Source organism: Simonsiella muelleri ATCC 29453, from assembly GCF_002951835.1.
Classification (GTDB): domain Bacteria; phylum Pseudomonadota; class Gammaproteobacteria; order Burkholderiales; family Neisseriaceae; genus Simonsiella; species Simonsiella muelleri.
This window is the reverse complement of record NZ_CP019448.1, coordinates 1,232,883-1,259,878: the sequence shown is the minus strand read 5'-3', so window position 1 is coordinate 1,259,878 and position 26,996 is coordinate 1,232,883. Positions and strand designations below refer to the sequence as shown.

Here is a 26,996-nt window from a genome sequence, read left to right as displayed (position 1 = left end):
AAATTAAATCAATTAATTATATTTCAGGCTGCCTTTTTTACCGACCATGAAAAGGCAGCCTGAAAAATAGGAAAACACATCATGAAAAAATATTTATGGTTAGCCGCGTTAGGTATATTGTCCGCGTGCGCCAGCTCCGCCGACAACAACACGCATTATCATCAATTACCAGACAGCGCGTTTCATGCTCCCACTCAACGCAACAATGAAGTCGCCATACAAATTGTATTAGCCGAACCACTAAAAAATGAAAATTTACTTTATCAAACAGATGATTACCATTTAAATTTTGCACAAAAAAATTTGTGGGCTGCGCCATTATCAGACGCACTGGCCGCCAATTTAGCGAATAAACTCAACGCGTTTTCAGGCAGCCATACCTACGTACCTCAACCTTTAGCAGACAGCAACGCCTCTATTTTGAAAGTTTATTTTGACCGATTTCAAGGAACGTATCGCGGTGAAACACAAATCAGCGGCTACGCACAATCCGCCAATGGCGCACGCCGACCATTCGTCATCGCCACGCCACAACGCGGAGACGGTTACACCGCCATGTTAGACAGCTTGAATGCAGGACTAAGCGAAGTTGCGCAAATTATTGCACGATAAGAATATTCAGGCTGCCTGAAAACGCAAATGAGACATTCGCGCCACAATCGCATCAGCCACGCGGTCTTTATCCATTTCAGGCAGCGTGGTCTCTGCAAAATCATCTAATAAAATCACTTGGTTAGTGGATTTTCCCATTGACAGAGAAACATCATTTGCGACCAAGAGCGGGACACCTTTTTTGGCACGTTTGGCGCGAGCATAATTCAATACATTTTCGCTTTCTGCCGCAAAACCCACGCAAAACGGTGCGTTTGGTAATTGTGCAACCGATTGTAAAATATCGGGGTTTTCAGTTAATTCAATGATAGGTGGTTTGCCCGAACCATCTTTTTTTAATTTGTGCGCGGCTGAATTCGCCACACGATAATCCGCTACTGCTGCCACACTAATAAACGCATCTACCTGATTAATCAGACGAAATACTGCCTCATACATTGCCAATGCACTAACCGCTTCTTCGGTATGCGTCATACCCAAAGGCAGTGGTGTTTGTAATTTTCCATAAATTAGAAAGACTTGCGCTCCTGCACGCCGACAAGCACGCGCTAACGCCACGCCCATTTGTCCGCTAGAAATATTGGTAATGCCACGCACAGGGTCGATGGCTTCGTAAGTTGCACCGACAGTAATCAAAATTTTTTTATTTAACAATAACTTGGTAGACAAAATATCGGGTAATAATTCCACTATTTGTGTGGCTTCCATTATTCTGCCTACGCCTATTTCGCCGCAGGCTTGTTCTCCATGTGCTGGGTACAAAATATGGACACCATCTAATTGTAATTGTTCAATATTTCTTTGGTTAGCAGGATTGTGCCACATTTCCACATTCATGGCTGGCGCAACAACAAGCGGAATGTTTCGCGCGGCTGCCATTTCGGTAATGATGTTGTCTGCAATGCCATGCGCAATTTTGGCAAGCGTGTTGGCGGTAGCAGGTGCGATGAGCATGATGTCCGCAGAACGCGTGGCGTTGATGTGTGCCATACCATTGCCATTGCCACCTTGCGCAGTAAGTACGGGATTGCCACTTAGAGCTTGAAAAGTTTGTGGCGCGATGAATTCAGTTGCCGATTGAGACATGGCAACGGTTACATCATGCCCCTGTTTTTTCAGCAAGCGAACCAATTCGCAAGATTTGTACGCCGCGATGCCACCTGTGATGGCGAGTAAAATTTTTTGAGACATAATCATTTTCAGGCTAACACCTTAATAAAAATCATTTCTAATGCCTGCGCGTTTGATAAGAAATACCCATTAACAACGCCAAAATCATCATAATAGACAAAGTCGCCGTACCACCATAACTCACCAATGGCAACGGCACACCCACCACAGGTAAAATACCACTCACCATGCCCATATTTACAAAAACATAACAAAAAAATGTCATTGTTAACGCACCTGCCAAAGTACGGCTGTACATGGTTTGTGCGTTAGATGCAATGAATAAGCCGCGTACCAAAATCAGCAAATACAAAATAACCAATAAAATATTACCAATCAAACCAAACTCTTCACCATACACCGCAAAAATAAAATCGGTTGTGGATTCAGGGATATAGTCCAAATGCGTTTGCGTGCCATTCAGCCAGCCTTTACCCCAAAAGCCGCCCGAGCCAATCGCAATTTGTGATTGAATAATATGGTAACCTGCTCCCAAACGGTCTTTGGTTGGATCAAACAGCATGAGTACACGGGTTTTTTGATAATCGTGCATACCAAATTGCCACAATAAAGGCAGCGAAATCAAAAAACCAATCGCCGATATCAGCAACGCTTTCCAAGGCAAACCCGCAAAAAATACCACAAATAAACCCGATGCCATAATCAAAGTTGCCGTACCCAAATCAGGTTGCTTCAAAATCAACGCCACAGGCACCATCGTAATGCCAATTGCCCCCAAATAATGATACCAACGCAACCGCGTTTCATAGCGTTGGAAATACCACGCCACCATCATTGGCAAGGCGATTTTCATGATTTCCGAAGGCTGCAAACGCACAAACCCCAAATTCAACCAGCGTGTTGAACCTTTTACCGTTATCCCGAAAAACTCCACGCCCAACAACAATAATACGCCCAATAAATAAGCAGGTGGTGCAAAATTACTCAGCGTTTGCGGACGAATTCGCGCCACCGCCAACAGCAAAATAAACCCAAAAATGGTGTGGATGGTTTTGCTTTCCAATCTACCAATATCGCCCCCATCAGCGGAATACAGCAGAAACATACTCATCACATACACCGCCATCAAGGCAACAAATAGCCAACCATCCATTGGCTCCCACATCAATTGGCGACAACGCGCCCATAAGCTATCATTGTTATTTTTCATAATCTTTTTTGTCTTGATTATTTTCAGGCTGCCTATTTTGTTTGGCTAATTTGGTATAAGGTGATTCAATGGTGTACGCTTTATCGGATTGCGCGCCTGCCAATAAAGGATTAGCGGTTAAACGTGCGCCTTTTACTTCATCGTCCAAGCGATTTGGCACAACACGTAACAGATAAAAATCACTCAATGCGCGTGCCAATGGTGCGGCTTTTGCGCCCCAACCTGCGTTTTCCAAAATCACAGCAATGGCAATTTGTGGTTTTTCCACAGGCGCAAACGCAATAAACCACGCATGGTCTCGATGTTGTTCACGCAATGCGGCAGCATTATAGGTTTTACCTTGAGCGATTTGCACCACTTGCGCTGTACCTGTTTTACCTGCCATGCTGTAGCGTAAACCACCTGAAATTCTGTGTGCTGTACCACCTGTAACCACACGCCACATGGCTTTTTTCAAATAATCAAAATTGGTTTGTTTGAATGGTAATTCGCGTTCTGGTTTGGGGTCAATAACGGTAATGGTTTGTTTTTCATGGTCAAGTAATTCTTTAACCAAATGCGGACGATACACCGTGCCATTATTTGCCAGCATTGCTGTGGCATTTGCCATTTGCAAAGGTGTGTAGGTGTTATAACCTTGCCCAATGCTGATGGGTACCATTTCAGCAGGATTCCATTGGCGATATTTTTCTTTCATTTTGGAAAAACGTTTTTCTTTCCACTCAGGGCTAGGCAATACGCCACGGTATTCATTAGGTAAATCCACACCTGTTTTTTGTCCCAAACCAAATTGTTTCAAAGACGGATAGGCTTTTTCAATGCCCAAATCGTAGCCTAATTTATAGAAAAACGTATCTGACGAAACTTGAATGGCTTTCATCAAATTAACTGCGCCATGCCCTCTTCTTACCGAATCACGGAACAAATGCGAAGTACCTGGAATACTCCAAGCACCAGGAGCAGACACCACCGAATTTTGCGTGATTCTGCCACTTTCCAGCAATGCCATGCCCATAAATGGCTTAAATGTAGAACCTGGGGGATACAAACCTTGCGTAACGCGGTTAATTAATGGACGTTGCCAGTCATTATTTAATTTATTCCACGTTTCGCCATCAATCCCGTCAATAAATAAATTCGGGTCAAAATTCGGTTTGGAAACAAACGCCAAAATACCCCCCGTTTGTGGATTAATCGCCACCATCGCACCACGTTTACCCGCCATCAAACGGTCTGCTTCTTGTTGCAAACGAATGTCCATTGCCAAACGCAAAGTTTGCCCTGTTTGTGGAGCTTCTGACTGAATCACTCGAATAATATTACCAGCCGCATCTTTTTCTACTTCTTGATAACCTGGTGAACCATGCAATTGTTCTTCATAAAAAGCTTCTAATCCTGTCTTACCAATATGGGTTGTACCACGATATTCATTGGCACGATTGGTTTCATTTAATTTTTCTTCATCATGGTCACTGATTCGCCCAATGTAACCCAAAAAATGCGAAGTCAATGCACCGTATGGATATTCACGAAATGTTCTTGCATTGATTTCCACACCTTGAAAACGATACAGTTGTGCAGCCAAACGCGATGCTTCATCAGGTGCAAGTCGCAATTTGAGTGGGATTTTTTCATATGAACGGTATTCGGCACGAAATTTATTGAACCGATTCAAGTCGGTTTCGCTGATGTCCACATATTGACGCAATGCAGCAATCGTATCGCTTAGTTTGCCTTCAATTTTGCTCGGAATCAGTTCCAATGAATAAGCTGGATAATTATGCGCCAACACAACACCGTTAATATCCACAATTTCGCCACGGATGGGCGGAGTTGGAATCAATGTAATGCGGTTGGTGGTGGCTTTCAGAACATATTCATCACGTTTAATCACTTGTAAATAAGTAAACCGCGCAATCAATAAACAAAATAGCAACACAATAAAGACAAACGCCGCCAATAATCGGCGGTTAAAATCAAGTTGCAATAGGCGAACAGTACGATAACTGTCCACCATCTCGCGAGGAGCTTTCCAAATTTCTTTCATCAGTGAAACCGTTGTGAATGCAATAAACTGTTCATTAATTTACTCAAAGGCAACCACAAAATTGCCCCAACCAAAGGCGCAATAAAAGTTGCCCAGCCCACAAAGCGATGACTATCAATAAATTGAATTATCATTAAAACCAATTCGCTTAATAACAACGAAATCAACACCAAGACAGCCTGAAAACCATAATTTTGTACACCAAATTGACGATGATTAATGATGATGATGTATGCCGCCAATACATAAGCCAACGCGTGCCCACCAAGCGAAAAAGTTGTCCCAATATCAATGAGTAAGCCAACAATAAAAGACATACCCAAATTAATATAATGTGGACAGTTCGCCAACCAAAAAATCAACACCAATAAAGTGGCATCAGGCAGCCATGCCAATGTGGTTGGCACAGGTATAAAATCCAAGATAAGCGCAATTAGAAAGCTGATAAATATCAACTTTTTCGGAATGCGTATGTAAAAATCTTTTAATTGACTCATGAATTAATTAGGAGAAGAAGCGGTTAAAGGAGCTGCATCAGATGCTGCCATGTTTTCAGGCTGCATCGGTGCTTTTTGTGGTAAAACCAACACATATTTACTGCTGCGTAAAGCGGCACTCGGTTGCAAAATCACTTTGTAATACGGCGTACCTGCGTTGCGGCTGGTTTGTACAACACGCGCCACAGGAATCCCAACAGGATACACACTATCCAATCCTGAAGTCAGCAGCACATCATCAGGCTGCAAATCGGCATCGGTCGGGAAATAACGCAAAGACAACATACCACCGCCACCATACACCAACGTCCGCACCCCTGTACGTTCTACCATCACAGGAATAACAATATTATTGTCGGTAATCAGGCTCACTTTCGCATTTAGATGCTGTGCTTCCGTGATTTGCCCAATCAAACCGCTTTCATCAACCACCGCATCGCCCAACACCACATTATCTTGCGTTCCTTTATTGATGACCACATGGTCAGACATTGGGTCATCACCAGCAGAAACCACTTCAGCAGTGGTATTGCTTTTCAAACCAAGCTGTTGCAATTGTGCTAAATTTTTTAATTCAGCCAATTCACGCGTTTGCAAAATCACTTGTCGCTCTTGCATTTTTAAACGCGCGTTGTCGGCAGTTAAACGTTGATTTTCTTTCAGCAAATAATCCTGCGATTGAAATAAATTATTTACATAATCATATAGTTGAACTGGTTTATTAGAAATCCATTGCATTGGATACAATAAAATTGCGGCATATTTTTTGCCTTTGCCCACACCCGAATAATGGTGGTCTAGCATCAATAAAAGCACAGAACAGCTAACCAGTATGATTAATTTATTCGCTGGCGACAGCACATTACGGCGTGAAAATGAAAATTGATTGAACATAATAGAATCAAAATCAAACCGTTTCAGGCTGCCTGAAACGGTTATGTTTACAATAATAAAGATTATGGATTATTGATAAAAATTGAGTTGAGTTTGCCAATCAAATCCAACGCCATACCCGAACCACGCGCCACACACGTTAATGGGTCATCTGCGATGGTTACAGGCAAACCTGTTTCCTCTGCCAACAAACGGTCAAACCCTTTGAGCAACGCACCACCACCCGTCAATACCAAACCACGTTCCGCAATATCTGCACCCAACTCTGGGGGAGTTTGTTCCAACGTATTGCGAACCGATTGCACAATTTGAGAAATAGGGTCGGCCAAAGCTTCCAATACTTCGTTTGATGTGATGGTAAACGAACGCGGCACACCTTCCGCCAAATTACGCCCTTTTACTTCCATTTCAGTTACTTCCATTCCAGGGAAAGCTGAACCAATTTGTTTTTTAATTTCTTCTGCGGTGGACTCCCCCACCAACATACCATAATTACGGCGTACATAATTGACAATGGCTTCGTCAAACGCATCGCCACCCACTCGCACAGATTGCGAATAAACCACGCCAGAAAGTGAAATAATCCCGACTTCAGTCGTACCACCACCAATATCTACTACCATAGAACCAGTCGGCTCATCAATCGGTAAACCTGCACCAATTGCAGCAGCCATCGGCTCTTGAATCAAACGCACGTCCGATGCACCTGCTGCCAATGCAGAATCACGAATCGCTTTACGCTCCACCTGCGTAGAACCACATGGTACACAAATAACAATACGTGGTGCAGCTGCCCAACGCTTACGATTCACTTTGCGAATAAATTCTTTAAGCATACGCTCAGTAACGTTGAAATCGGCAATCACGCCATCTTTCATCGGACGAATCGCTTGAATTGTACCCGGTGTGCGTCCAAGCATTTTTTTTGCATCTTTACCAACCGCTAGCGTGATGTGTTTACCACTACCTGTGGGGTCTAATTGCATGGCAACAACAGAAGGCTCGTTCAGTACAATACCTTTATTTTTAACATAAATCAGTGTGTTGGCAGTACCTAAGTCAATCGCCAAATCATTAGAAAAAGGACGGGTAAAAAAGTTGAGAAAGTCCAGCATTACGGTATCCTAAATAAATATTTAGTCTAATCAATCATTCAAATCAATGCAACGGTTTTTCAGGCTGCCTGAAAATTCGCGATGCCTAAAGGATATAATTTCAGTTATAATTTTGCGCCTAAACATAAATAACGCAAATTAGCGTGTAATGATACCCTATTTGCAGATTTTACTAAACTAAATTTTTAAGGAATCATCATGTCTCTTACCATCAATGACGTAGAAAAAATCGCCAAACTCTCGCGTTTAAGCCTGAATAACACAGAAAAAAACGCCACATTAGAAAAATTAAATGCTGTCTTTGCGCTCGTAGAAAAAATGCAAACCGTGAACACCGATGGCATTGAACCCATGTCTCATCCACATGAAGTCGCATTGCGTTTGCGCGATGATGCCGTAACCGAATCCGACCACGCCGCCCAATACCAAGCCGTTGCCCCCGAAGTCCGTAACCGCTTATACATTGTGCCACAAGTTATTGAAGATTGATTTCACCTATTTTTTCAGGCAGCCTGAAAGGATTTTATGATGCAAAAATGGTATTACTTAGCTGGATTTGCTGTTATGCTCGCCGCATGTTCTCAAGAAAAAGACCGTTTTATTCAACCCACTGCCGCGTCTAAACCTGCCACAGCCAGTGACATCACATTGGCTTCAGACGTAGCTCGCGCTGCCAGTGTACCTGTGATTGGCGCAAGTGCCGCATCAGCAATCGGCGCATCATCGGTTGCCGCCAGTGCTGCATCTGCGGTAGCTGCCAGCACACCTAGTACGCCCGATGCGGTTAGCAAAAGCAAAAAAATCCCCATTGGTGGCAGCACGGAATTTGGTAACACGGTTTATTATTTCCCTGCCAGTATCAAAAAAGAAGGCAAATTGCTCCACGTTTTAACGGAAAATCGTTTTGACAAAACGCAAACATTGCCCGATTCAGGCAAATCTTTCCAATACAGCTTAATTACCGAAGCGGTAGATTGTGAACGCCGTTTAACCGACCCTATTGCGGTTACACACTATTCGTCCAAAAATGAAAAAGTAGAATCCCACACTTTTCCCTACCCCGATTACAACACATGGACAGAATTGGAATTGCAAGCATTAGCCGACGAACACCCAGACAGTGCTTTTATTGCGGCGGTTTGCCAGAAAAAATAAGAATAAGACAGCCTGAAAGCCAGTTGATTGAAATTTGCAGAACATGGCGTATCGCCGCCATACCCACTCTTAATCGCCCCACATTGGTTGGCAAAATATCTATATTTGTGGAACGCACCGTTTGTCAGGCAGCCTGAAAATTATTTTGTTAATTTATTTATCAACGTGTCGTCCCTAACAATTTTGAAAGAATCGTATGAAAATTCGTTTATGTTTGATTATGGCTTGTTTGCTGCTGGTGGGTTGCCAAGCGCAACGTGCGAAAATTGCATCGTTGTGGTCCTCTGAAGAAGTAGTGGAAGATGTCGCCGATGCACCCTACTCTGATGTATCTTATGGCGATGATGCCAATATGAATAATGCCACTTACACCACAAGTACAAGCACAAACACGCCCAATTTCAGCGTTATTTTGAATGACACAAATAAATTACTCACGCTCACAGACGTGTCAGGTAATCGCGAGTATTTGGTTTTGGACAGCATTGCGCAAGAACGTGGCGTGGTTACGGCATTAATTGAATTTCGTTATGTCAAACCGCAAACCCTGCCAGCCAATGGCATGATTTATCATTACAATCAATGGCGTGAACAAATTGATTGTAAAAACAAAGTCCGCATTCTCCGCACCACTACACATTACAATGCGGTCGGTGAAGTCGTGGATACGCGTGATTATCCATTACCAAAATACAAACCTGCAGAATTGGCAGCGTTGTCGCAACCCGATGATAAAGTCATCCAGCAAGTGTGTGAACGCGTAGGCGAAAAAGGTTTGGCAGTGGGTGATGCCACACTGGTTACCGACACCAACAAACCAGTCAAAGAAAAACCAGTTAAAGAAAAAGCCACTAAAGCCGAAGAAAACCGCATAAAAGTGGACGAAAAAATTGACTTCATCAATAAAGGTAAAACCGAAACCGCCCCCATTCAAGCAGCAAGTGACGTGGTTAAGCCTGCGGAAAAAGCAACCGAATCTACAGAAAAATCAAATAAAAAAGATAAAAAAGCAGATAAAAAATCCAGCAAAAAATCAGAAAAATCCAATGACAAACCAGCAGAACAATCCACACCAGCCGAATCGCCAGCATTGGAAGAAGGAGAAATTCCATTGACACCGATTTGATGCGATAATTGGATTAAATATGTTCAGGCAGCCTGAAGCTTACTTTCAGGCTGCCTGAAACCATTTTTATATCACAATAATCAATTAGTGGCGGAAATGACGAATCCCCGTTACCACCATCGCAATCCCATGCTCATCAGCCGCCGCAAATACTTCTTCATCACGCATAGAACCTGCGGGGTGAATAATCGCTTTAATGCCTTGTTCTGCAATCACATCAACGCCATCGCGGAATGGAAAAAATGCGTCCGAAGCCGCGCACGCGCCATTCAAATCCAAACCCGCATCTTGGGCTTTACGCGCGGCAATTCGGGTGCTGTCCACACGGCTCATTTGACCCGCTCCGATACCGTAAGTTTGACCGTCTTTACCAAACACAATCGCATTGGATTTCACAAATTTTGCCACATTCCAAACAAACATCAAATCATGCCATTCTTGTTCGGTTGGTTGGCGTTTGGAAACCACTTTCAAATCCGTACGATTTAATTGATGAATATCAGGTGTTTGTACCAATAAACCACCACCCACACGCTTCAATTCAAAGCGATTCGCGCCTACTGTCAACGGAATTTCCAATACACGAACATTTTTCTTACTAGCCAAAATTTCTAACGCTTCGGCAGTAAATTTCGGTGCAATAACCACTTCCATAAATTGATTGTCGGTCATTTGTTTGGCGGTTGCGCCGTCCACTTCGCGGTTAAACGCAATAATGCCCCCAAACGCACTGGTGGTGTCGGTTGCGTAAGCCAATTGATATGCGTTTAAAGTATTGTCTGCCACTGCTACACCGCAAGGATTGGCGTGTTTCACAATCACGCAAGCGGTTTGTTCAAATGATTTCACCGTTTCCCAAGCTGCATCAGAATCCGCGATGTTGTTGTAAGATAATTCCTTACCTTGTAATTGTTTATATGCAGACAAGCTGCCTGCAGCTGGGTAAATATCACGGTAAAAAGCGGCTTGTTGATGTGGATTTTCACCATAACGCATTTCTTGAACTTTAACCCAACTTTGGTTCACTTGTTCTGGGAACGTACCAATAACAGGCTCGCCCTCTAATTTTTCATCTGACACGCTGGTTAAATAATTGGAAATCATGCCGTCATATTGTGCAGTATGGCTGAATGCTTTGCGCGACAAATTGAAACGTGTTTTGTCATTCAGGCTGCCTGAATTTTGTTTTAATTCCGCAATAATCGCATCAAAATCCGCATTATCGGTAACAATCGCAACGTGTTTCCAGTTTTTCGCCGCAGAACGCACCATAGTTGGCCCACCAATATCAATATTTTCAATGGCATCTTCCAAAGTGCAACTGGGTTTAGCGATGGTTGCTGCGAATGGATACAAATTAACGCACACTAAATCAATGTTGCCGATGTTGTGTTCTTGCATTTTCGCAACGTGTTCGTCCAAATCGCGGCGACCTAAAATACCGCCATGAATTTTGGGGTGCAAGGTTTTCACACGCCCATCTAACATTTCAGGAAATCCTGTATAATCAGCGACTTCAATCACAGGAATGTCAGCATCTGCCAATAATTTGGCCGTTCCCCCCGTGGACAAAATTTCCACGCCCAATTCGTGCAAAGCACGAGCAAACGCCACCGCGCCCGATTTGTCAGACAAACTGATTAAAGCTCGTTTAATTTGAGTCATTTTGATTCCTTAAAAACAACAGGTCAGGTAAAAATAAAAGTTTTCAGGCAGCCTGAAAAAGTTTACGCCAATTTCGCTTTAACCAAATCCTGTACGGCAGTTGGATTGGCTTTGCCTTTGGACGCTTTCATCACTTGACCGACAATCGCATTCAAGGCTTTTTCGTTACCCGATTTATATTGCTCAACGGCTTTGGCATTGTTGGCGAGTACTTCGTCCACCATCGCTTCAATCGCGCCTGTGTCGGTAATTTGCACCAAACCATGTTTCTCAATAATTTGTTCAATTGTGCTATTGGGTTCTGCCCACATCGCTTCAAAAGCTTTTTTCGCCAATTTGCTGCTCAACGTGCCGTCCGCAATTTTGTCAACTAACGCCGCTAATCTTGGTGCAGTAATTGGGCTTTGCGCCAATTCCAAGCCGTCTTTGTTTAAGGTTGCTGCCAATTCGCCATTCATCCAGTTGGCAACTAATTTGCCTTGATTGCTGGATTTTGCGGCTTCTTCAAAAAAGGCAGCCTGAAAACGCGAACCCGTCAGCAAACGCGCATCGTATTCACTCACACCAAATTCATTGACAAAACGTGCCGCCATTTCTTTTGGTAATTCAGGCATTTGCGAACGTGCTTTATTTAATTGCTCGTCAGAAATGATGACAGGCAACAAATCAGGGTCAGGGAAATAGCGGTAATCGTGCGCATCTTCTTTCAAACGCATCACACGCGTTTCGCCTTTTTCAGGGTCAAACAACATGGTCGCTTGTTGGACTTTGCCACCATCTTCCAAAATTTCAATCTGCGCGTCTACTTCATAATTAATGGCTTGTTCCAAGAAACGGAAAGAATTTAAGTTTTTGATTTCGCGGCGCGTACCAAATTCTGCTTGACCTTTCGGACGAACAGAAACATTCGCGTCCACGCGGAACGAACCCTCCGCCATATTGCCATCGCAAATATCCAGCCAAGTGACCAAGCCGTGCAAAGCTTTCGCATACGCCACCGCTTCTGCTGCCGAACGCATTTCAGGTTCGGACACCACTTCCAGCAATGGTGTGCCAGCGCGGTTTAAATCAATGCCTGTTGCGCCGTTCAAGCCCTCGTGTACTGATTTGCCTGCGTCTTCTTCCATGTGAGCGCGGGTTACGTTGATGGTTTTGACTTCATCGCCCACAACAATATCTAATTTTCCGTGTTCCACAATAGGCAAATCTAACTGACTGATTTGATAACCTTTGGGCAAATCTGGATAAAAATAGTTTTTTCGGTCAAACACATTTTTTTGATTGATTTTCGCATTCAGTGCTAAACCCAATTTAATCGCTTTTTCCACCACTTCACGATTCATCACAGGCAACACACCCGGCAAAGCGCATTCCACCACGCTGGCGTGTGCGTTTGGTTCTGCACCAAACGCCGTTGATGCACCGCTAAAAATTTTGGATTTGGTATTGAGTTGGACGTGAATTTCTAGTCCGATTACGGTTTCCCAAGTCATGATTTAATCTTTCTAACAGTTTAAATTTTTTAAAATAATTTTAGTTGAATGTAATACAAAAATTACAGCTTCTACAGTAGTGAATAATCTAGCAATATCACTATCTCATTCAAGCAAAAATATTATTTCCTAATCTTAGCAATACTTTCTATATGCGCATCTATTTGCCATACAAATACATCAGTATTTTTGGGACGAATCAATAATTCAAATTCACGAAATTTTTGCATATCCAATTCATCCGAATATCGCCCCAATAGTTGCCATAACAACACACCTATCCAAAAACCATGCCCATATACTACATATACTCCATCAGTTTTTTCTAGAAAATATTCACGAATATGATTGATTCTATTGAAAAATGAAGCAAAACTATCACAATCTTCACCATCTCTAAAATTTGTATCATTAGTTGCCCAATAACATTGAGCTTGATTTCTTAATTCCTGAAATGTTTTACCCTTAATCTTGGAAAAAGATAAATAATTAAACTCATGCAAATCATCTAAAACTGTGGGCAATAACTGCATCTTTTGCACATAAGGCGCAGCAGTTTGCTGTGTCCGCAAATAGGGTGAAACAAAAATTTCTTTTACATTTTCAACATGTTCCATTAACCAAATTGCCAATTGTTCTGCCTGTTGTTGCCCCAATTCAGTAATCGGAATATCGGCATTGGCATAAGTTACGACCTCGGTATCATCCCCTGCATTAACCACACTTTGGGCGTGTCGAATAAGATAGATTGTCTTCATGTTTTACAAATTTCAGGCAGCCTGAACAGCTTTCCACGCATTAAAACTATTTTGTATGTGTTCCACAACTGCATTATTACCAGATAGCGTCATAATCAAATGCGATTGAGCACGCGTCATCGCTACATAAATCAACCGCGTTGGGTCATCATGATGAGCAATCAAAGTTTCCGTTCCCATCAACAATACACGCGAAAACTCCAACCCCTTGCTACTGGGAATTGCAAGCACTGCAATTTTATCATGACGAGGATTATACTGCTTACGAACACTGGATTCCTGCAACGCCCAATGCGCTAAACCCAAACGATTCAAAATATTACATACATCTTTACACTGATATTTATTGGCACAAATAATCGCAATTTCGTTAAGTGAAATATTTTCTTGCTGCCATTTTTTCAGGCAGCGTTCCAAATAAGCCAATTCATCTTGCCAGTTTTGGCACATTTTAATAAACGGTGAATAGCCATCTGCCCCTACTGCACAGGGTTCAACCGTTGGTATATTGTCTTCATCACTTTCGCGCTCTGCCAGATTTTGCTGTGCAAAAATATGCGCAAAACCAATGATTTGTTTTGTATTACGATAATTATTGGCTAATTTTACTGTCCGTCCCCGCGCTTCAATTCCTACACTAGACAAACTAAATTTGATCCCTTTTTGCCCAGCTTGATGCGGATAAATAGACTGCGCATCATCATAAAGCAACAACAAATGATTTTCTGATTTATCCAGCATTTGAACGATTAAACGCAGCCAATCTGCTTCAAAATCATGACCTTCATCAATCAAAATTGCGCCATATTGTTCTTTAGGAATACTGCCATTTGCCACCGCGCGTAACACAGCATAAACAGGCTTTTCAAAGCCTTCCAATTGCTGTTCTTCAGCATTGTATTGAATACCAAATTGTTTAACCAAATGCCCACACCAGCCATGAAAATGATGAACCTTTACACATTCAGATAAACCTCGTTCTTGCATCAGTACACGCAATTTAGCTGCCAGTGTAATGTTGTAACACAAAATCAAAATAGGCTTATTGGTCCGTTCTGCCAAAATCTGTGCCCGCAAACCTAAAATTAACGTCTTGCCAGAGCCTGCCACACCATGAATCACACGATGCCCGTCGCCCATCATGCGCGCAATTAATTCCTGCTGCATATCCATTACTTTAACAATCTCTGGAATTTGAGTAATGGGTTTGACACTAGGAATATCGGTTGTTTTATCATTTTGATGATTTTCAGGCTGCTCATTTTTCTCGGCAAACAAATCTTGTTGTACAGGCGTACTAATCCGAATTTCAGGGAACAAATGCCAACGAATGCGGTCAATTTGCTCACGATTTAAATGACAAGGAAATGAATTAATAAACATTCTCGCTAAGCGATTTTTCACTTCCTGTGAAGGCATACCATAAGCTAAATCATCTTGATACATCACCAATTCATACGGGAAAATATTATCCCAATCGCTTATTTCTGCGTTTTCTTGCTGCAATTTTTGTCGCAATTGTCCACGCGAAAAATGCGTGAAAATCGTACCATAAGCATAAGGCACAACAAGATTACCAGCGTATTCCCCTTCTTTTTGCTGCAAGACAGCGTCTTTTTCCAATTCACGAACCACATTATTAATATATGTTCGCGCCTGAATCAGAGGCGACACTTTTTGGATAATCTGCTCATCAACATTAAGTGTGCATTTATTTTTATTTAATGCCCCAATGGTTTTTAAATGCCAGTCTTTCACTTCTAAACACAATAAACCCATTTGAGGTATCAAAACCAAAAAATCAGCATAACGATGTTTTTTATTCATCGGGATATTGCACCAAACGATACATTCATCTCCCAAATGTTTATCTAAAAACTTCGCAACACGGCGTTCAGCAGCATTATCTAAATAACTTTCTAGCTGATTAATACTGGGAATACACGTTGCCATAATGATTTCCTTTCATTCAGGCTGCCTGAAAAATTACACAGGTGTTTTGGTATGCCAATCGCTGTTCAGCTGCATTTGGTGCGCCGCGCCTAAAATTTTCGCTTCACTGAAATAATTACCAATCAGTTGCACGCCAATCGGCAAACCGTCCGCGCCCAAACCCGCAGGTAAACTCAACGCCGGCAAACCCGCCAAATTCACGGCAATCGTGTAAATATCTGACAAATAAGCTTGTACAGGGTCTTGATTTAGGCTGTTTAATTCTGGAGCAGAAGTTGGCGCATTGGGTGCTAAAATGATGTCGCATTGTTTAAAGGCTGCCTGAAAATCGTTTGCCACGAGTCGGCGCAATTTTTGTGCTTTTAAATAATACGCATCGTAGTAACCGTGCGACAACACATAAGTACCAATCATAATACGGCGTTTGACTTCGCTACCAAAACCTTCGGCGCGGGTGTTGCTGTACATTTCGTCTAGATTGGCGAATTCTTTGGCGCGGTGTCCGTAGCGGACGCCATCGTAACGCGATAAGTTGGTACTGGCTTCGGCTGACGCTAAAACATAATACGCTGGAATGGATAATTCAGTTTGCGGCAGAGAAACTTCTACCAATTGTGCGCCTTGTTGTTTTAGTAAATCCATTGCGTTTTGCAAGGCTGCCTGAACGTCTGCGCTGTTGTTTGGCGTAAAATATTCTTTGGGCAAGCCAATTTTTAAGCCTTTGAGTGGCTGATTTAAATCGCGCGTAAAATCTTCTCGTTCGCGCTCCAAACTGGTGGAATCACGTTCATCAAAACTCGCCATTGTGTTGAGCAAAATCGCGCAATCTTCGGCTGTTTGTGCCATTGGTCCGGCTTGGTCAAAGCTGGAGGCGTAAGCAATCATGCCAAAGCGCGACACTACGCCGTAAGTCGGTTTCAAGCCTGTGATGCCACAATGTGATGCAGGTTGGCGAATTGAGCCGCCTGTATCCGACCCCAATGCCACAGGTGCAAGGCGTGCAGCCACAACTACTGCCGACCCACCCGAAGAGCCGCCTGTTACATGATGATGATTAAATGGATTTTTTGCTGCGCCATAATATGAATTTTCGTTGGTTGAACCCATTGCGAATTCGTCCATATTGGTACGACCAAGCGTTACCATGCCTGCGTCTAACAAATTTTGCACAACGGTTGCGGTGTAGGGCGCAACAAAATTATCCAACATTTTTGATGCGCAAGCGGTGCGCCAACCTGTGTGGCAAAAAATATCTTTGAACGCAATCGGTACACCTGTTAATGCGGTGGCGTTGCCTGCTGCAATTTGCGCATCGGCTTGAGCTGCTGCTGCTAGGGTTTTATCGGTATCCAGCGTAATGTAGCCATTGATGGCTGGATTTTGCGCGTTGATGGCGGTTAGGTACTCGTTGGCAAGTTCAACGGCAGAGATTTGTTTAGATTGCAGCAAGTTGCTGGCTTGTTTGAGGGTATAATTTGGCATGAGTTGCTTTCTGTTTTTAAAGTAAAAATAGATGAGTTTAATTTCTTTCGCTGGGTACGTGTTTTTTTCAGGCTACCTGAAAATTATAGCATTTTGATTTTTGCGTGAACCGCCACTTGATTACTCATATCATCAAAAAATTGTTTAGAAGACGAATTTTACTCATGTTTCAGGCTGCCTTACAATACACAAAACTTTCAGGCAGCCTGAAACCTTTACAAAACCTTAGATGATGAGCGCAATTTAAAGCAATAACATCAAATAATGTTCAGATAATTAAAATATTTTTAAATACTAGAGAAGCGAATCGCGAAGAAATACACCGAAGATTGGGTGTTACAAAGGTTTTTGTTTACGAAAAAAAGCAACCTAAAAAGGCTGCTTTTTCTGAATTTGGTGCCCAGAAGAAGACTCGAACTTCCACATCCTTACGGATACTAGTACCTGAAACTAGCGCGTCTACCAATTCCGCCATCTGGGCTTTGCTTTTATGCGATATTTGCGTTAAAGTATTGCATACAGATAAGGAATAGCATTATATAAATACTACAAAAGGATTGTCAAGAATGGCTAAAAATAAAAACACCAACACACTGAATTTACGTGAAAAAGACCCTTATTTAACACGCGAACAACAAAAATATGACCACCCATTGCCTAGCCGTGAATGGATAATTGAATTGCTGGAACAAGCTGGCGTACCACAAAAAATCCCCACGCTTGCCGAAAAATTATCCATTACCGATGAGGAGTTTGAATTTTTTGAACGCCGTCTCAAAGCAATGGCGCGTGATGGGCAAATTTTGATTAATCGCAAAAACTTGGTCTGTGTGGCGGAAAAATTAGATATTGTCAAATGTCGCGTGGAAATGCATAAAGACGGTTTCGCGTTTGCCGTTCCACTCAAAACCACAGGCGACAAGGATTTTGTGCTGTATGAACGCCAATTGCGTGGCGTGATGAATGGCGATATCGTTACCGTTCGTCCTGCTGGTTTGGATAAACGCGGTCGCCGCGAAGCTCAAGTATTGGATATCGTGGAACGCGGACAAAAATCCATTGTCGGACGATTTTATTTGGAACGCGGCGTGGCGGTGCTTGAACCCGAAGACAAACGCTTGCATCAAAACGTTATTTTAGAACCCGATAGCGTCGCACAACTTCAGCCCAAATCAGGACAAGTGATTGTGGCAGAAATTGAAAGTTATCCCGAAAATCATCGCCCTGCTGTCGCAAAAATTACTGAAATTTTAGGTGATTATGCCGATAGTGGCATGGAAATTGAAATCGCTGTACGCAAACACAAATTGCCCCACGAATTCAGTACAGGCTGCCTGAAAGCAGCGGACAAAATTCCCGACAAAGTCCGCGCAACCGACCGCAAAAACCGCGTGGATTTGCGTGATTTGCCGCTTGTTACGATTGACGGCGAGACTTCGCGTGATTTTGATGACGCGGTTTACGCCGAAAAAATTGGGCGCAATTATCGTTTGGTGGTGGCGATTGCAGACGTGAGTCATTATGTTCAACCACATGATTTAATTGATATTGATTCACGAGAACGCGCCACCAGCGTGTATTTTCCGCGCCGTGTCATTCCCATGCTGCCTGAAAAATTGTCCAATGGTATTTGTTCGCTAAACCCTGATGTGGAGCGGCTTTGCATGGTCTGCGACATGACAATTACGTACGCGGGCAACGTGAAATCGTATGAGTTTTATCCTGCAGTCATGAAATCGCATGGACGTTTGACGTACAATCAAGTTTGGCAATGGATTGAAAATAAAACAGAAAATCAGTTTTCAGGCTGCCTGAACGTGTTGTACAAATTATTTCAAATTTTGCAGCAAAAACGTTTCAAACGCGGCGCAATGGAATTTGAAACCATTGAAACACAAATGATTTTTGATGACAATGGCAAAATTGAACGCATTGAAGAAGTGCATCGCAATGATGCGCATAAATTAATTGAAGAATGTATGTTGGCAGCAAATGTGTGTGCAGCAGATTTCTTGTTAAAACATCAACATAACGCGTTATATCGCAATCACTCTGGTCCAACACCCGAAAAATTGGCAACTTTGCGCGAACAATTGGCATTGTTGGGTCTGCGTTTGGGTGGTGGCGATGACCCTCAACCGAAACATTATGGCGAACTCGCCGCACAAATTACCGACCGTCCCGACCGTGAAATCATTCAATCTATGTTGTTGCGCTCCATGCAGCAAGCGGTTTATGAACCTGAAAATGAAGGACATTTTGGCTTGGCGTACGAGCATTATACGCATTTCACTTCACCGATTCGTCGTTATCCTGATTTGTTGGTGCATCGTGCAATTAAAGCCATTTTGGCGAAAAAGACGTATGATGAAAGCAGTTGGCAGGAGTTAGGCGCACATTGTTCATTTTGCGAACGCCGTGCTGATGAAGCCAGTCGTGATGTGGAAAATTGGCTAAAAACCTATTTTATGCGCGACAAAGTCGGCGATGTTTTTGGTGGCAAAATTTCGCGTATTACCAATTTTGGGGTATTCGTTACGTTGGACGATGTGCATATTGATGGCATGATTCACGTATCAGAGTTGGGCGAAGATTATTTCCAATACCGTGAAGATTTAATGGCGATGATAGGCGAACGCAGTGGCGTGCGATTTGATGTAGGCGACCGTGTACAAGTCAAAGTGGCACGAGCTGACTTAGAAACTTCACGTATTGATTTACTCTTGATTTCAGAGGTAAAAAAATCAAAGAAATCACGCAAATCTACCCAATTTGACGACAGGCTGCCTGAAGGAAAATTGACTAAAAAATCGTCAAAAAAAATCCAAATTGCCACATCGGTTTTGGACGAAGCAGCGCGTTTATTGGCAGAATCTGATGCTAAATCCATGCGCAAAGCCAAACGCAAAAAAGCCGACAAAACCAGCGAAACCACGCCAAAAGCTCGCAAAAAAACCGAAAAACCCAAAAAATCAGTTAAAATTAAACCAAAATCAGAATCAAGGCAGCCTGCAAAATCCAACCAAAGCGATAGCCCACGCAAACGCGCTCGCGCTGCCAAACAACGCAGCAAAAATTAATCCGTAGCTTAGGGCAAGATGAATTGTTATTTGCCCCTGCAATCTAATGATATAATCCGATGCGTTTAGGATTTCAGGCTGCCTGAAATAATTATTTTTAACTTTTTTATTTGAAAATCAAAATGTTTGCATCTATTGAAAAACACCGCACCACCGCCCAAGTTTTATTGGCATTAATTGGTATTTCATTTATTGGATTTGGCGCGAGTCAATTCAGTTTTGGCTCTAATAATCAATATATTGTCAAAATTGGCGACCAAATCATCACGCGTTATCAATTAGATAATGCCGTCCGTGCCAATCAAGGCGCAACTCGTGAAGCGGTGTTTCGTCAATTAATGAATCGTGCTTATTTGACTGAAGGCGCGAAACAATTGGGTTTAAGTATTTCAGAAACCGAATTAAAACAAAGCATTGTGAATAATAAAAATTTCCATGATGCCAATGGCAAATTTAGCACCGAATTATTCAAACAAATTTTGGCAAGTAATGGCTTGAGTGAACAGCAATTTTTGGAAAGCGAACGCGAAACTTTATTATTAGAATCAATTGGCAAAATTTTGGGCAGCAACGTGGTTGCTGATAGCCAAGTAGCGCAATTTTTAAACAGCACAATGGCAATGCGCAAAATTCGCAATGTAGGTGTTAATCCACAAGCATTTGAAAGTAAAGTGAAAATAGATGATGCGTCATTGAAAAAATTCTACGATGCTAACCAAAAATCCTACACGCTACCACAAGCAGTACAATTTGAATTTGTGCGTTTTTCGCCACAAACGCTGGCTGAAAAAGAAACCGTTAGCGATGAAGAAGTGAAACAAGCACAACAAGATGTCCAAAATTCATCAACCAATAAGCGTGAAATTGCACATATTCTGATTCCTTTTGGCAGCAATAAAGATAAAGCCAAAGAAGAAGCGCAAAAAATTGCCAAAGAAGCACAAGCCAATCCTGATAAATTTGCCGAATTAGCCAAAAAATATTCTCAAGACTCTGATAGTAAAGATAAATCTGGCATAATCGGTGAGTTTTCCGCACAAGGCAATTTGGTCAATGACGCATTCAAAAAAGCGGCGTTTGGCGTAGAGTCTGGCGGCGTGAGCGACGTTGTGGAAAGCAATTTCGGTTATCACATCATTCGTGCCAAAAACTTAGGTAACGCAACCGCCAGCGATGACACCGCAGCGCGTGATGCCGCCAAATTGAAAAAAGCACAACAAACTTATACCAAGTTACGCGAAGAATTGAGCGCAGCTGCTTTTGATGATTCAGGCAGCCTGAAAAAAGCCGCCGAAAAATTAGGACTGACGGTTCAAACACATAGCGAATGGCTAACACGTGATAATGCGCCCGCTGCAAAAATTCCCAATGCCGTTGTAGATGCATTATTTAGTGATGATGTCTTTGATAAAAAACACAATTCCGAAGCCATTACCGTTGATGGAACAACATGGTTTGTTCGCGCCACACAAACACGTCAACAAACAGTTCAAGCATTTGATGCCGTAAAAGAACGCGTAAAAGGCGATTTCGTGCGTTCGGAGAGTGCGCGTTTGGCGACTGATGAAGCCAAGAAAATTTTGGCAGAATTGCAAGCAGGCAAAATGCTTGCTCTGAATTGGTCGCCTGTCCAAGAAGTTTCGCCTGAACAAGCGCAAGGTAATTTCAGCCCCGAAGCATATGCTAACTTCATGAAAACCATACCAAAAAATGGAAAACCTGCTTACGTTTTGATTGATAATTTGGGCGCACCACAATTGATTGAAGTGCAAACTGTGAAACAAGCGGCGGCAGCTGATGTGGAAACCTTGTCCACCGTGAAACAAATTATGCTGCCTGTAACCGAGCGCAATGCGATGGCAGAAGCATTTATGGATAACTTGAGCAAAATCGTAAAAACGGAACAAGGTTCAGAAAAAGTAACCGATGCAACTGAATAATTTTTCAGGCAGCCTTTTAATAAAAGCCAAATAAAATAAAACGTATTGATATTAAATTGTTTTATTTTTATTTGGCTGTTTATTTTATTTAGTAAATGATTCTTTGGGCTGCCTGAATTCGCATTTTGCGTTAAAATTCGCCCTGTTAAAAATATTTCAAAATGTGAAAGAATCCCATCATGCCTTGTGAACACTTGCAAATGCAATACAGTACGTTCAGCAAAAATCCAAATAATCCCTTAGTTGAACCCATGTTTTTTGGGCAGCCTGTGAACGTGGCGCGTTACGACCAACAAAAATATGAAGTGTTTGAAAAATTAATTGAAAAGCAAATTTCATTCTTTTGGCGACCTGAGGAAGTGGATTTATCACGCGACCGCATGGATTACGCCAAATTACCAGAACACGAAAAACACATATTTATCAGTAACTTAAAGTATCAAACTCTGTTGGATAGCATTCAAGGACGCAGCCCAAATGTGGCGTTGTTGCCATTGGTGTCTATTCCTGAATTGGAAACGTGGATTGAAACGTGGGCGTTTTTTGAAACCATTCATTCACGCAGCTATACGCACATTATCCGCAATATTGTCAATGACCCATCGGTGGTCTTTGATGACATTGTGCAAAATGAATACATCATTGCACGTGCCGAAGACATCGCGTGTTATTACAATGATTTAATTGAATATACCCAATATTTCAATCTGTTAGGTGAAGGAAAACACCTCATCAATAATAAAGAAATAACCATTTCACTGCGCGAGTTAAAAAAGAAACTGTATCTGTGTTTGATGTGCGTGAATGTGCTGGAGGCCATTCGGTTTTATGTTTCGTTTGCGTGCAGTTTTGCGTTTGCCGAACGCGAATTGATGGAGGGCAATGCCAAAATCATCAAACTGATTGCGCGTGATGAAGCACTGCATTTGACCAGCACACAACACATGCTGAATCTGATGCGAAATGGTACAGATGACCCCGAAATGGCCGAAATTGCCGCTGAATTGCACGATGAATGCGTGGCATTATTCAAAAAAGCTGCCGCGCAAGAAAAAGAATGGGCTGCATATTTGTTCAAAGACGGTTCTATGATTGGTCTCAATAAAGATATTTTGGGTCAATATGTTGAATATATTACAAATTTACGAATGTCCGCTGTTGGGTTGCCACAAGCTTTTCCCAAAGCATTACAAAATCCGATTCCATGGATTAACGCGTGGTTGTCATCTGATAATGTGCAGGTTGCACCGCAAGAAGTGGAAATTTCATCATATTTGATTGGACAAATTGATGCGGAAGTACGTGCCGCCGATTTGGAAGATTTTGAATTATAAAACTTTTCCCCCTACTCTAATTAGGCAGCCTGAAAATGACCACCATTACCACCGATGAAGGTAAATTTAATTTGCCCGAACACTCTAATTTATTGGAAACACTAGAAAAATTAGGATATGCTGTAGAATATCAATGTCGCAATGGTTATTGTGGGTCGTGTCGCATCAAATTGCTTTCAGGCTGCGTATCTTATGCACAATTGCCGATGGCATTTTTGCAACCTGATGAAATTTTGCCATGTTGTTGTCAAGCACAAACGGACTTACACATCAAATGTCGCTTCAGGCAGCCTGAAAATTAGCAGTGCCTAAATTTCCGTCTCGGGCAGTTCGCCCAGCGTGGCACAAACCACAATTCCCCCTAAACCCACTTGTGGCGATAAATAGAAAATCTGCCAATCTTCGCCACTGTGCAAATAATACGACAAAACGGGAAACTCTGCTGCCAATCGCGCAGGCAGCGTGGCAAGCGAATATTCATATAAATCAAATAAAATATTGTGCGGAAAAAATCCAGACAACGAAAAATCCACCACACTATTCATTTCATAATCTGGCAAATTCGCAAAACTTAAAATCAGTTTATTTTCTGATTCAATGTGGCGTATAGCGGTCAAACGGGCATTTTGAAAACGAGACATTAATCACTCCAATGGTCATATTGATTTTTCAGGCAGCCTGAATAAATCATTCAACAAAATAAAATCGTAACGAAAAAATAAAATTGGCACAATAATCAATCTGCTAATTTTATCAACAAATTCCACACACCATTTAGCCACCAACCCACCATGCCCAACCAAAAAATAAATTGAACCAATACAGTCAATAAAAACTTAATAGGTTGTTGATGATAAACATATTTTTTAATAGAATTCGAGGCAATACCTGTTTTGATGGCTTGTGCCAGTGCCATAGTCAGCGAGTATACTACCCAAAACCAAATCACAGAACCCAATACAAACCCTAAAATTCTCATGTTTTTTCTCCAAAAAAGGCAGCCTGAAAACAAATCAACTGATTTTCAGGCTGCCTATGCTTATATTATTCAAAAAAACCATTATTAACTTGGCATTAACTTCGTATTGATTTTGGTTTTAGAAGTTGTTGGTTTACGTGTATTTTTTTGATTACGTGAATCAAATGGCACGCTAGAAACCGTTACCTCACGACTCAAACCCATCACAGCAGATGTTCTGCCAGACACTTTGGTCATCGGGTTACGCGGTGGATTGACGGATTTAGAACCCGTTACTTTCAATACCTGTCCAACACGAATGCTGTTGCCACGCAAATTATTGGCATTAACCAAATCCACCACATTTAAATTGTAACGCTGGGCGATATTGAATAAGGTATCGCCCTCTTTCACACGATGCGTGGTTGCAGCTGCTGCGACCTGTTGCTCACGAATAGCAGTGGTAATCGGCTCACCTGCTTCGCGCGCACGACGTAAAGCAGCTAATTCATTGGCTTGCTTCAATTTTTCAGCACGTGCTTGTTCTTGTGCTTTGCGTTTAACTTCTTTGGCTTCAGCAATGCGAGCGGCTGCTTTAGCGCGTTCTGCTTCACGTTTCGCGCGTGCTGCCACTGCACGAGCCTCTCTAAGTGCATTGGCTTTTTCATTTGCCAACGCTAACAAAGGATCAGTAGTCGCTACGTTTTTGGGTGCAGCAGTTGCCACGACCGTTTTTTGCTGAGAAACCAAGTCCATTTCTTCAGGCAGCAATACAGCTTTATTGGTTGGATTAGCGGCTACAAAATTGATATTGTTTGCTGCATTTTGCTGAATTTCATTATCAATTTTGGCCAATTCCTCTGCACTAATAATGGCTTGATTATTTTGAGCTATCATATCGCTGGCAGGTGTTACCACTGGGGTGGTTGTGTTTTCAACTACTGGATTGGCATCATTAACTACCAAATTATTGGCAGCCGCTTTTGTCAATGCTGTAAAATCAGTAGTTGGCATTTTTTGTTGTGCAACAAAATCGCGTGATGTCGCCAATTTCGGCACTGCTGGCGCAGTTGCAACAGAAACTGGAGCAGAAGCAATATTATCTGCTGTATCAATTACTAAATTATTGCTTGCCATGATTCGTGCAGCCAAAATGGCGGATTTATCATGATGCGCCGACTCCACTTCTGTTTTGGCAACAAAATTAGTAATAACTGGCTGTTTTTTCTCAACAAACGTATCTGGGGTATTGTCTTTATCCGCGGATTGGAAATTCACAGATAATGCTTGTGTGGCTTTACCATTTTTCGCCACCAATACGCTGCGCCCTGCCGAAATTTGATTGCCATTCAAACCATTTAAACGGCGCAATTCATTCACATCAGTACCTGTTTTCGCTGCCACTTCAGAGATTGGCATATTATAGCTTGGCGTAAACACGTCCCAAGATAACAATGATTTAGTATTGTTTTCTTTATAATTGGTTTCAAATGTTTTGGCAGCAGCAACAGGCAAAAGCATTTTCCGACCATTTTTAGGAATGAAAACAGGCGTTTTGAACGCTGGATTCAATGCCAAAAATTCGCTCTCTGAAATATTTGCTAAATGAGCAGCTGCCATAATGTCAACAGGATTATTAACGGTAACTGCTTTAAAATAAGGCGTATTTTCAATTTCAGGCAAACTCAAACCATATGCCTGTGGGTTACGCACCAAATTACGCACCGCCAATAATTTCGGTACATAATTGCGTGTTTCTGCTGGCATTTTCAAATTTTCGTAAGTCGGTGCAATGCCTGATGCTTGAGCGCGGCGAACCGCACGCGTTACATTCCCTTCGCCCCAGTTATAAGCAGCCAAAGCCAATGACCAATCACCAAACAAACCATGTAAATATTGTAAATAATTCAATGCCGCATCAGTAGCAGCATACACATCATGGCGACCATCATATAATGGCGTTTGCTCCAAACCATAATGGCGACCTGTCGCCGGCATAAATTGCCACAAACCCGATGCACCAACATGTGAACTGGCTTTAATTACATACGCACTTTCAATAAAAGGCAATAAAGCAATCTCGGCCGGCATTCCGCGTTTTTTCACTTCTTGCACAATATGATACATATAAGGTTTACTGCGATTCAATGTGCGATTAAAGTACGCGCTGTTGGTGGCAAATTTGTACTCATGGCTACGCACCAAATTGCTATTTACTTCTGCCATGCGAAAATCGTTACGCAGATGATTCCACACGCTTCCCCCATAACTTTTTTTATTGGAAGATGCTGTTTGGGCATATTTGACTTCATCACTCACTGCAGACGCGTTTAGACGCATCATTGCCATACCAACTTCATTAGTAGCTATATTTTTGGCTTGTACTGCGGTCGGTAAAACGCATAAACCGCTCACGGCAATCGCTAGAGACTTGAATGTTTTCATAGTGTAAAAATTTTGCATAAAGCAACGGAGTTTTAAGGATATCATTATCGTAAAGTTTTATAGTTTATATGTCAATTGAATAATACGGTAAAATGACCGCA

22 protein-coding genes and 1 tRNA gene are annotated in these 26,996 nt (G+C 42.2%); 8 read left to right on the top strand and 15 right to left on the bottom strand.

All coding sequences use genetic code 11. The features are described from left to right. Nucleotides 1-81 precede the first annotated feature (81 nt). Entirely contained in the window at nucleotides 82-612 is a 531-nt protein-coding gene (locus tag BWP33_RS06070; RefSeq protein ID WP_002641874.1) for a PqiC family protein, read from the top strand. Between the two features lie 6 nt (nucleotides 613-618). Here the strand turns inward: BWP33_RS06070 and coaBC are convergent, their stop codons facing one another. From coaBC to BWP33_RS06040, 6 genes are all read right to left on the bottom strand, one after another. Beyond that, complete coding sequence (gene coaBC, locus BWP33_RS06065; protein ID WP_040628995.1) at nucleotides 619-1,803, bottom strand: bifunctional phosphopantothenoylcysteine decarboxylase/phosphopantothenate--cysteine ligase CoaBC; 1,185 nt, start codon at nucleotides 1,801-1,803, stop codon at nucleotides 619-621. A gap of 37 nt (nucleotides 1,804-1,840) precedes the next feature. Beyond that, a complete protein-coding gene (gene rodA / locus BWP33_RS06060; protein WP_002641876.1) occupies nucleotides 1,841-2,953 on the bottom strand; it encodes a rod shape-determining protein RodA in 1,113 nt (370 codons plus the stop codon). Continuing rightward, the gene (mrdA, locus tag BWP33_RS06055; RefSeq protein ID WP_224451260.1) at nucleotides 2,943-4,970 is read right to left on the bottom strand and encodes a penicillin-binding protein 2; all 2,028 of its coding nucleotides are present in this window, start codon (nucleotides 4,968-4,970) and stop codon (nucleotides 2,943-2,945) included. Before mrdA ends, rodA begins: the two co-directional genes overlap by 11 nt. A gap of 29 nt (nucleotides 4,971-4,999) precedes the next feature. Next, entirely contained in the window at nucleotides 5,000-5,497 is a 498-nt protein-coding gene (gene mreD / locus BWP33_RS06050; RefSeq protein ID WP_002641878.1) for a rod shape-determining protein MreD, read from the bottom strand. A 3-nt stretch (nucleotides 5,498-5,500) separates the two neighbouring features. After that, complete coding sequence (mreC, locus tag BWP33_RS06045) at nucleotides 5,501-6,391, bottom strand: rod shape-determining protein MreC (RefSeq protein ID WP_040628960.1); 891 nt, start codon at nucleotides 6,389-6,391, stop codon at nucleotides 5,501-5,503. A 62-nt stretch (nucleotides 6,392-6,453) separates the two neighbouring features. Then, nucleotides 6,454-7,506, bottom strand: a complete 1,053-nt coding sequence (locus tag BWP33_RS06040; RefSeq protein ID WP_002641880.1) for a rod shape-determining protein — start codon at nucleotides 7,504-7,506, stop codon at nucleotides 6,454-6,456. 198 nt (nucleotides 7,507-7,704) lie between these two features. Here BWP33_RS06040 and gatC point away from each other — a divergent pair, with 198 nt between their 5' ends. The 3 genes from gatC (at nucleotide 7,705) to BWP33_RS06025 (ending at nucleotide 9,787) form a co-directional block, all read left to right on the top strand. Beyond that, nucleotides 7,705-7,995, top strand: a complete 291-nt coding sequence (gatC, locus tag BWP33_RS06035) for an Asp-tRNA(Asn)/Glu-tRNA(Gln) amidotransferase subunit GatC (RefSeq protein ID WP_002641881.1) — start codon at nucleotides 7,705-7,707, stop codon at nucleotides 7,993-7,995. A 36-nt stretch (nucleotides 7,996-8,031) separates the two neighbouring features. Beyond that, nucleotides 8,032-8,661, top strand: a complete 630-nt coding sequence (locus tag BWP33_RS06030) for a surface-adhesin E family protein (RefSeq protein ID WP_158666818.1) — start codon at nucleotides 8,032-8,034, stop codon at nucleotides 8,659-8,661. 196 nt (nucleotides 8,662-8,857) lie between these two features. Next, nucleotides 8,858-9,787, top strand: a complete 930-nt coding sequence (locus BWP33_RS06025; RefSeq protein WP_002641883.1) for a surface-adhesin E family protein — start codon at nucleotides 8,858-8,860, stop codon at nucleotides 9,785-9,787. A gap of 84 nt (nucleotides 9,788-9,871) precedes the next feature. Here BWP33_RS06025 and purH read toward each other — a convergent pair whose 3' ends face one another. From purH to BWP33_RS05995, 6 genes are all read right to left on the bottom strand, one after another. After that, nucleotides 9,872-11,452: a bifunctional phosphoribosylaminoimidazolecarboxamide formyltransferase/IMP cyclohydrolase gene (gene purH / locus BWP33_RS06020; protein WP_002641884.1), complete on the bottom strand. Its 1,581-nt coding sequence runs from the start codon at nucleotides 11,450-11,452 to the stop codon at nucleotides 9,872-9,874. A 62-nt stretch (nucleotides 11,453-11,514) separates the two neighbouring features. After that, nucleotides 11,515-12,945 carry an Asp-tRNA(Asn)/Glu-tRNA(Gln) amidotransferase subunit GatB gene (gatB, locus tag BWP33_RS06015; RefSeq protein ID WP_002641885.1) on the bottom strand — a complete coding sequence of 477 codons (1,431 nt, stop codon included), beginning with the start codon at nucleotides 12,943-12,945 and terminating at the stop codon, nucleotides 11,515-11,517. 122 nt (nucleotides 12,946-13,067) lie between these two features. Further along, nucleotides 13,068-13,703, bottom strand: a complete 636-nt coding sequence (locus BWP33_RS06010) for a histidine phosphatase family protein (RefSeq protein WP_002641886.1) — start codon at nucleotides 13,701-13,703, stop codon at nucleotides 13,068-13,070. 12 nt (nucleotides 13,704-13,715) lie between these two features. After that, the gene (locus BWP33_RS06005; RefSeq protein WP_002641887.1) at nucleotides 13,716-15,656 is read right to left on the bottom strand and encodes a 3'-5' exonuclease; all 1,941 of its coding nucleotides are present in this window, start codon (nucleotides 15,654-15,656) and stop codon (nucleotides 13,716-13,718) included. 33 nt (nucleotides 15,657-15,689) lie between these two features. After that, the gene (gene gatA / locus BWP33_RS06000; protein ID WP_002641888.1) at nucleotides 15,690-17,138 is read right to left on the bottom strand and encodes an Asp-tRNA(Asn)/Glu-tRNA(Gln) amidotransferase subunit GatA; all 1,449 of its coding nucleotides are present in this window, start codon (nucleotides 17,136-17,138) and stop codon (nucleotides 15,690-15,692) included. A gap of 394 nt (nucleotides 17,139-17,532) precedes the next feature. Next, nucleotides 17,533-17,619: transfer RNA gene (locus BWP33_RS05995), tRNA-Leu, on the bottom strand. An 85-nt stretch (nucleotides 17,620-17,704) separates the two neighbouring features. Here BWP33_RS05995 and rnr point away from each other — a divergent pair. The 4 genes from rnr to yfaE all read left to right on the top strand — a co-directional run bounded on the left by rnr (nucleotide 17,705) and on the right by yfaE (nucleotide 23,794). Continuing rightward, nucleotides 17,705-20,218: a ribonuclease R gene (rnr, locus tag BWP33_RS05990; RefSeq protein WP_002641889.1), complete on the top strand. Its 2,514-nt coding sequence runs from the start codon at nucleotides 17,705-17,707 to the stop codon at nucleotides 20,216-20,218. Nucleotides 20,219-20,340: 122 nt separating this feature from the next. Next, a complete protein-coding gene (locus tag BWP33_RS05985) occupies nucleotides 20,341-22,158 on the top strand; it encodes a SurA N-terminal domain-containing protein (RefSeq protein ID WP_002641890.1) in 1,818 nt (605 codons plus the stop codon). Between the two features lie 200 nt (nucleotides 22,159-22,358). Beyond that, on the top strand, nucleotides 22,359-23,492 hold the full coding sequence (nrdB, locus tag BWP33_RS05980) for a class Ia ribonucleoside-diphosphate reductase subunit beta (protein ID WP_104930436.1): 1,134 nt from the start codon (nucleotides 22,359-22,361) through the stop codon (nucleotides 23,490-23,492). Between the two features lie 35 nt (nucleotides 23,493-23,527). Next, nucleotides 23,528-23,794, top strand: coding sequence for a class I ribonucleotide reductase maintenance protein YfaE (gene yfaE / locus BWP33_RS05975; protein ID WP_002641892.1), 267 nt, complete (start codon nucleotides 23,528-23,530; stop codon nucleotides 23,792-23,794). A 6-nt stretch (nucleotides 23,795-23,800) separates the two neighbouring features. Here yfaE and BWP33_RS05970 read toward each other — a convergent pair whose 3' ends face one another. The 3 genes from BWP33_RS05970 to BWP33_RS05960 all read right to left on the bottom strand — a co-directional run bounded on the left by BWP33_RS05970 (nucleotide 23,801) and on the right by BWP33_RS05960 (nucleotide 26,895). Beyond that, nucleotides 23,801-24,133: a hypothetical protein gene (locus tag BWP33_RS05970; protein ID WP_002641893.1), complete on the bottom strand. Its 333-nt coding sequence runs from the start codon at nucleotides 24,131-24,133 to the stop codon at nucleotides 23,801-23,803. Nucleotides 24,134-24,228: 95 nt separating this feature from the next. Further along, nucleotides 24,229-24,471, bottom strand: coding sequence for a hypothetical protein (locus tag BWP33_RS05965; RefSeq protein WP_002641894.1), 243 nt, complete (start codon nucleotides 24,469-24,471; stop codon nucleotides 24,229-24,231). 84 nt (nucleotides 24,472-24,555) lie between these two features. Beyond that, complete coding sequence (locus BWP33_RS05960) at nucleotides 24,556-26,895, bottom strand: lytic transglycosylase (RefSeq protein ID WP_158666817.1); 2,340 nt, start codon at nucleotides 26,893-26,895, stop codon at nucleotides 24,556-24,558. Nucleotides 26,896-26,996: the final 101 nt, after the last annotated feature.

Coding starts and splice junctions, on each gene's coding strand:
- nrdB (WP_104930436.1), top strand. CDS start 22,359: ATGCAATACAGTACGTTCAGCAAAAATCCAAATAATCCCTTAGTTGAA.
- BWP33_RS06070 (WP_002641874.1), top strand. CDS start 82: ATGAAAAAATATTTATGGTTAGCCGCGTTAGGTATATTGTCCGCGTGC.
- BWP33_RS06010 (WP_002641886.1), bottom strand. CDS start 13,703: ATGAAGACAATCTATCTTATTCGACACGCCCAAAGTGTGGTTAATGCA.
- rodA (WP_002641876.1), bottom strand. CDS start 2,953: ATGAAAAATAACAATGATAGCTTATGGGCGCGTTGTCGCCAATTGATG.
- yfaE (WP_002641892.1), top strand. CDS start 23,528: ATGACCACCATTACCACCGATGAAGGTAAATTTAATTTGCCCGAACAC.
- mreD (WP_002641878.1), bottom strand. CDS start 5,497: ATGAGTCAATTAAAAGATTTTTACATACGCATTCCGAAAAAGTTGATA.
- BWP33_RS06030 (WP_158666818.1), top strand. CDS start 8,032: ATGATGCAAAAATGGTATTACTTAGCTGGATTTGCTGTTATGCTCGCC.
- BWP33_RS06005 (WP_002641887.1), bottom strand. CDS start 15,656: ATGGCAACGTGTATTCCCAGTATTAATCAGCTAGAAAGTTATTTAGAT.
- BWP33_RS05960 (WP_158666817.1), bottom strand. CDS start 26,895: ATGAAAACATTCAAGTCTCTAGCGATTGCCGTGAGCGGTTTATGCGTT.
- gatA (WP_002641888.1), bottom strand. CDS start 17,138: ATGCCAAATTATACCCTCAAACAAGCCAGCAACTTGCTGCAATCTAAA.
- BWP33_RS05970 (WP_002641893.1), bottom strand. CDS start 24,133: ATGTCTCGTTTTCAAAATGCCCGTTTGACCGCTATACGCCACATTGAA.
- BWP33_RS05985 (WP_002641890.1), top strand. CDS start 20,341: ATGTTTGCATCTATTGAAAAACACCGCACCACCGCCCAAGTTTTATTG.
- mrdA (WP_224451260.1), bottom strand. CDS start 4,970: ATGGTGGACAGTTATCGTACTGTTCGCCTATTGCAACTTGATTTTAAC.
- mreC (WP_040628960.1), bottom strand. CDS start 6,391: ATGTTCAATCAATTTTCATTTTCACGCCGTAATGTGCTGTCGCCAGCG.
- gatC (WP_002641881.1), top strand. CDS start 7,705: ATGTCTCTTACCATCAATGACGTAGAAAAAATCGCCAAACTCTCGCGT.
- purH (WP_002641884.1), bottom strand. CDS start 11,452: ATGACTCAAATTAAACGAGCTTTAATCAGTTTGTCTGACAAATCGGGC.
- BWP33_RS05965 (WP_002641894.1), bottom strand. CDS start 24,471: ATGAGAATTTTAGGGTTTGTATTGGGTTCTGTGATTTGGTTTTGGGTA.
- rnr (WP_002641889.1), top strand. CDS start 17,705: ATGGCTAAAAATAAAAACACCAACACACTGAATTTACGTGAAAAAGAC.
- BWP33_RS06025 (WP_002641883.1), top strand. CDS start 8,858: ATGAAAATTCGTTTATGTTTGATTATGGCTTGTTTGCTGCTGGTGGGT.
- BWP33_RS06040 (WP_002641880.1), bottom strand. CDS start 7,506: ATGCTGGACTTTCTCAACTTTTTTACCCGTCCTTTTTCTAATGATTTG.
- gatB (WP_002641885.1), bottom strand. CDS start 12,945: ATGACTTGGGAAACCGTAATCGGACTAGAAATTCACGTCCAACTCAAT.
- coaBC (WP_040628995.1), bottom strand. CDS start 1,803: ATGTCTCAAAAAATTTTACTCGCCATCACAGGTGGCATCGCGGCGTAC.